Here is a 4,757-nt window from a genome sequence, read left to right on the forward strand (position 1 = left end):
GCAGCCCCATCACCTACGAAGCCACACTCGAAGCACCACCAACTACGCTGGCATCAGCCGCATAACCCGTGTTCAGGATTCGGGGTCAAGGCCCGCCTCCGGGGCTCATGCCTGACAGATATCTCCCGGTTGTTCAGGCACGTATGGCATGTTCGGGACATCGACACCGGCGCCCGACTTTGGTTCGACCGAACCACTTCCTGGACGTGTTGCCGCACTTCGAACGATCGCCCCGGAAACGGTTCGACCGAACCGTTTCCGAAGTCACACTTGCCTAGCACCCGATCCGACCTGCGTATGGTGCGCTCTAGTCCTAGATAGACCGGGCTGTGTTCTGGCCTTCCACCCGCTGCACCGTCACCGAAGCGGACCGCCGACGCGCTGCCTGGGATCGCGCCACAGGTAGTACCAGCGCCTGTTCTCGTCCTTCGCCGGGTGGCCGTTGCTGCGGTATACCGCCAGCACGTATGTCTCCAGCTCCGACAGCGGAACCTCGCTCGACAGCTTGGGCGGCACCGCAACGGCGGGCTTCCCGTCCGGCAGGCGCCCCACCATCAGGTAGCCCGGGGGCCACCTGATCGCGTTGAGCTCGACATCGACGACCTGACCAGCCGCTGGACCGTGGACCACGATTGCCTGCTCGATCACGTTCGACACCCTACCGGCCCGATCACTTGCCTTACTTGCCTTCAAGGTCAACAGTGCTCTGAACCGCGCATACCGCTTTCGCACCCTAAATAACCTTCGCCGAACTGCCGCAGGGCGCGGTGGACCGCGACGCGTACGTGGTGTGCGTGCTGGAGCAGCTGTTCCGCGCGCTCAAGCGCCGCGACATCTTCGCCTCCCCCTCGCACCGCTGGTCCGACCCCCGCGCCCGCCTGCTGGACGGCAAGGGCTGGGAGGCGGTGCGCGAGGACGTCCTGGCCGGGCTGAGCCTGGATTCACCGCCACCCAGCCGGCGGGCGGCAACCTGCGCCCGCTGCGGGACCCCGACGCGACCGGACTCGATGACGACGAGGACGGCACGGAGGACTGACGGGTGTCAGGTACCGGCCAGGGCGCCGATCAACTTCTGGGCCGCCGCCTTGATCAGCCGCTTCGCGGCTGTGGCGGTCTTTTCCCTGGGCCGAAATCCATCGGCCGTTCGACCGCAGTCCGGCAGGATGTCTTCCTGTGAATCATGTACTGTACGGCCTCGCCGTCAATGAGGCTCTGCCTTTCGAGCTGGTCGGGCGCCTGATCGCGGTCGCGGACGCGGACATCGCCGATGGCCTCGCCGGCCGCGCGGACCTCAGCCGCGAGCAGGCGGTCGACCTGGCCGCGCGGGTCGAGGAGAGCACTGTGCGACTCGTGTACGAGGGCCGGTTGACCGCTGCCGACATCAACCCCCTCACACAGCCGCAAGCCGCGCTCGCCCTGCTCGACGAGCTTGCCGGCGACCCGGAGTGGGCGCGGCTCTTCGCCCAGGACCCCGACGCCGATCGCCGGGCGAAGCTGGCCGCCTGTCCCGGACTTCCGGCCGATGTGAGGGAGACGCTCGCCGCTGACCAGGACGTACAGGTCGTCGCGGAACTCGCGTTGTGGACCACGGCGGACCTGGCGGCCCGTCTCGCGCGCCACCCGCATGCCGAGGTCCGGCGCGCGGTGGCGGCCAACGAGACGACACCACCGCAGGTCCTGGCCATGCTGATCACCGGCGAGGGGCTGCCACCGGCAGAGCGGTGCCTGGTCTGCGACGGCGAGGAGACGCCCTACACGCACGATCCGTACTGTCCGCGGCTCGACTGCGACCTGCGGTCGGGTGCCTCGTGCGCAGGCTCGCACGAGTCCACCCTCCACGAGCAGGCGGAGCAGGCACTGCGGAACCCCGCCACACCGGTCGGGGCTCTCCTCGGGTTCGCCGACCACCCTTCGTCACTGCTGCGCTGCCAGCTCGCCGCCCGCCCCGACCTGCCGCCGGAGTCAGCGGCGCGGCTCACCGGTGACCCTATTCCCGGCGTTCGAGCCGAACTCGCAGAGAACCCGACGATCGACGACGCCCTGATCCGTGTGCTGGCCGCCGACCGGGGCCACGACGTGCAGCGCGGACTGGCGCACAACCCCCGCGTGCCGCTCGACGTACTCTCCGACCTGGCCGCCGCCACCAAGATCGGCCCGTCCCTACCGCCGCGGATCGCCGCCGCTTCTCCCTCCGAGATCGAGGACCTGTCCAGGTCGTCGAATCCGGTGATGCGAATACTCCTGGCCGAACGGCGTGATCTGCCGCCGGAGACCCGCAACGTGCTGGCCGACGACCCCGACGCGAAGGTGGTGAAGTCCATCGCGCGCCACCCCGGCCTCTCGGAAACTCAGCTGCGGTCCATGGTCGAACGCCACGGAGCCCGGGTCGTCGCCAAGGTGGCGGCCAACCCGGAAACCCCGCCCGCCCTGCTGGAGGACCTGACCAGACACATACCGCCTGTTCAGAAGGCACTGCGTGAGATCGCCCGGCACCCCAACGCGACCGGCCCGGCACTGCTCGCCTGTTTGACGGACGGGCAAGCACGGCGGGTGGCTGCCGGGCACCGGGCCCTGCCGCCAGAGGTCATCGTCGAACTACTCGCCGACCACGACTGGCAAGTGGTGGAAGCCGCTGCCGCCAACCCGTCCCTGCCACCGGCCGTAATGGCGGAGCTGGTACCTGAGTCCAACGGGGCATAGATCCGGCGCAGCGCCACCGCCCAACCAAGCCGATCACCCCACGGAAACAGCAGGGCAAAGCCGGACTCAGATCCACCCGTCAACCTCGACGCACGGGCCCCGCCAGCTCAACCTCTCATCCGCCAGCAGAAGCGCCCCAGTCACAGCCGTCCGGCGTCCTCCAGCCGTGGGTGTCACACGCTGGCTGCGTAGGTCAGAAAGGGGAACGGTTGTCGGTAGGTTCCGAGAACGTTCGCAGGTCGGCAGCCCTGAAATGTCGGTGAGAAGTAGGAACAGGCTGACGCCCTTGTCTCGGGGGCTCGGTGCCGGATTTCCTGGACCGCCGAGTTCGTCCATGAGGGGTGATCCCCTCATGGACAGAGTTGTTGATCTTGATGAGGTGGCTGCGGTTCTGGCTGGCCGGACGGTAGGCCGGAGGTCGGCCGGCCTCGAAGTGGGCCAGGTGACCTGGAGGGATGCTGAGGCGTCGTGGCCCCAGCCTCTGGAGACCGACAGGGCTCGGGTGCATGACCGCGACTCGGTTGGCTTGGTCATCTCTGGTCCGGGAGAGGCCGAGCTGTCGGTTGTGCTGTTCCGGGGTGGCTGGGCCGACGTGGACTTCAGCGCCGACCTCGACGACGCGGGTTCCCTCCCGGACTCGGGCGTCGCCTCAGCGTCGGACTTCGAGGCCCGATTGAATCAGTGGGTCGCTCGTGTCTTCGGGGTCTGCGGCGATGCCCAGTGAGTGTTGGTCCGTCTCACTTCAGCTGGCAGGCTGGTGTTCGGCTCGGGCCCGGGTCGTGGCGAGGCGGTAGGAGTCGGTCCGGTCTCGATGATGTTGCCGCCGAAGGTGAGGCGGTCGACGATGGCTGCGCAGAGGCGGGGGTCGGTGAAGGTCTTGGTGACCCACAAGCGGAACCGTCGCTACCGTTAACCACTGCTCCGTTGTTCCCCGACGCCGGAACAGTACTGGTCCCGCCATCTGAGCTCGGACAGTCTTCGAAGATCACCTGGCTGCAGCCGGAGCCCGCCTGACGCGAGATGAGCTCAGGCGCGCGGCGACAGGACCTCGATCACGGTGGCCGTTCCGGAAACAGGTCGGGCTTCGTACATGGTGATCACATCGCCGCACTTCAGGTGCCTCCACTGCTCGGGGCTCAGAGGAGCCAGTCGAACGTCGGCGGTCTCTCCCGGGCCGAGCTCCTGCGCATACTCCACCCACAGCCGGGCGATGTTCAGTTCTTGCTCCCCGCCAGCGGTGCGGTTGCCAATGTCCCACATCGGCCGGAGCCGCCCGTCTGCGGCAAAGGCAGTCAGGCGTCGGCCCTCCTCCGCACCCACCAGGCTCAGGGTCGCCCGGACGGTGCCGTGTCGGACTTCCCAGCCCCGCCACTCGCACCAACGCCGGCTGCGGTCGAGCATCATCTGGCGAGCGGCCTCGGCGAGGAGTTCCCAGAAGTCAGCGGACACGGGGTGGACATCCCCGATCTCGATGAGAACGCCGAGCACCATCTCCCACTCCTGGCGCACGATGTCCTCGCGCACATCCCCGACCGTCTGTCCGTTCTCTGCCGCTGCGTCCTCCGGCAGCAGATCGACGGCCTGCCGAAGCAGTGTGAACGCGTCATCCATGTGCTGCATTCTCCCCCGTCTCCGGGCGCCCGTTGAACGGCGACCAGGCCGACCGGAGTTGGCGGCGCGACACGCCCAATGCTCGCTGGCGCCAGGATTGTTGCCCACTACTTTGAGCCACTCGACTGCGATCCGACCCCGCCAGGCCGTCTGGACTAGTTCGGACAAGCCTGCGTCTGCTGCCCGGTCCTGATCGTCGCCCTGGTCGAGAAGCCCCGCCTGGAAGAGATCCGCGACAACCTCAAAGACAGGATCGCCGAAGCCGAACGCGAGAGATGGCTTGGCGAAGTCGAAGGACTGTCCATCAGCCTCGCCGCCGAGGACAAGATCGCCCAGATCGAAGCCCAGCAGGAGAAGAAGCAGTCCCCCGTCTTCCTGGGCCTACCCAGCATCTCCCAGCTCACCGCCCGCACCAGCGAAGCCGCCAAGTAGCGGCCGCGGGGCCA

The 4,757-nt window shown here is 67.8% G+C and carries 4 protein-coding genes and 2 pseudogenes; 3 read left to right on the forward strand and 3 right to left on the reverse strand.

The features are described from left to right. Positions 1-357: 357 nt before the first annotated feature. Entirely contained in the window at positions 358-648 is a 291-nt protein-coding gene (locus ACFYT4_RS35990) for a hypothetical protein (RefSeq protein WP_389279078.1), read from the reverse strand. A 116-nt stretch (positions 649-764) separates the two neighbouring features. Here ACFYT4_RS35990 and ACFYT4_RS35995 point away from each other — a divergent pair. The 3 genes and pseudogenes from ACFYT4_RS35995 to ACFYT4_RS36005 all read left to right on the forward strand — a co-directional run. Then, positions 765-947 (forward strand): annotated as a pseudogene (locus ACFYT4_RS35995) (hypothetical protein); the annotation flags it as partial. Between the two features lie 226 nt (positions 948-1,173). Beyond that, positions 1,174-2,700: a hypothetical protein gene (locus ACFYT4_RS36000; protein WP_389279081.1), complete on the forward strand. Its 1,527-nt coding sequence runs from the start codon at positions 1,174-1,176 to the stop codon at positions 2,698-2,700. A 352-nt stretch (positions 2,701-3,052) separates the two neighbouring features. After that, the gene (locus tag ACFYT4_RS36005) at positions 3,053-3,424 is read left to right on the forward strand and encodes a hypothetical protein (RefSeq protein ID WP_389279084.1); all 372 of its coding nucleotides are present in this window, start codon (positions 3,053-3,055) and stop codon (positions 3,422-3,424) included. Between the two features lie 18 nt (positions 3,425-3,442). On the opposite strand, the pseudogene ACFYT4_RS36010 reads toward ACFYT4_RS36005, so the two are convergent. Both ACFYT4_RS36010 and ACFYT4_RS36015 read right to left on the reverse strand, forming a co-directional pair. After that, positions 3,443-3,582, reverse strand: a pseudogene (locus ACFYT4_RS36010) (AAA family ATPase); the annotation flags it as partial. Between the two features lie 144 nt (positions 3,583-3,726). Then, positions 3,727-4,320, reverse strand: a complete 594-nt coding sequence (locus ACFYT4_RS36015; RefSeq protein WP_389279087.1) for a hypothetical protein — start codon at positions 4,318-4,320, stop codon at positions 3,727-3,729. Between the last annotated feature and the right edge of the window lie 437 nt (positions 4,321-4,757).

This window comes from Streptomyces sp. NPDC004609 (assembly GCF_042873655.1).
Classification (GTDB): domain Bacteria; phylum Actinomycetota; class Actinomycetes; order Streptomycetales; family Streptomycetaceae; genus Streptomyces.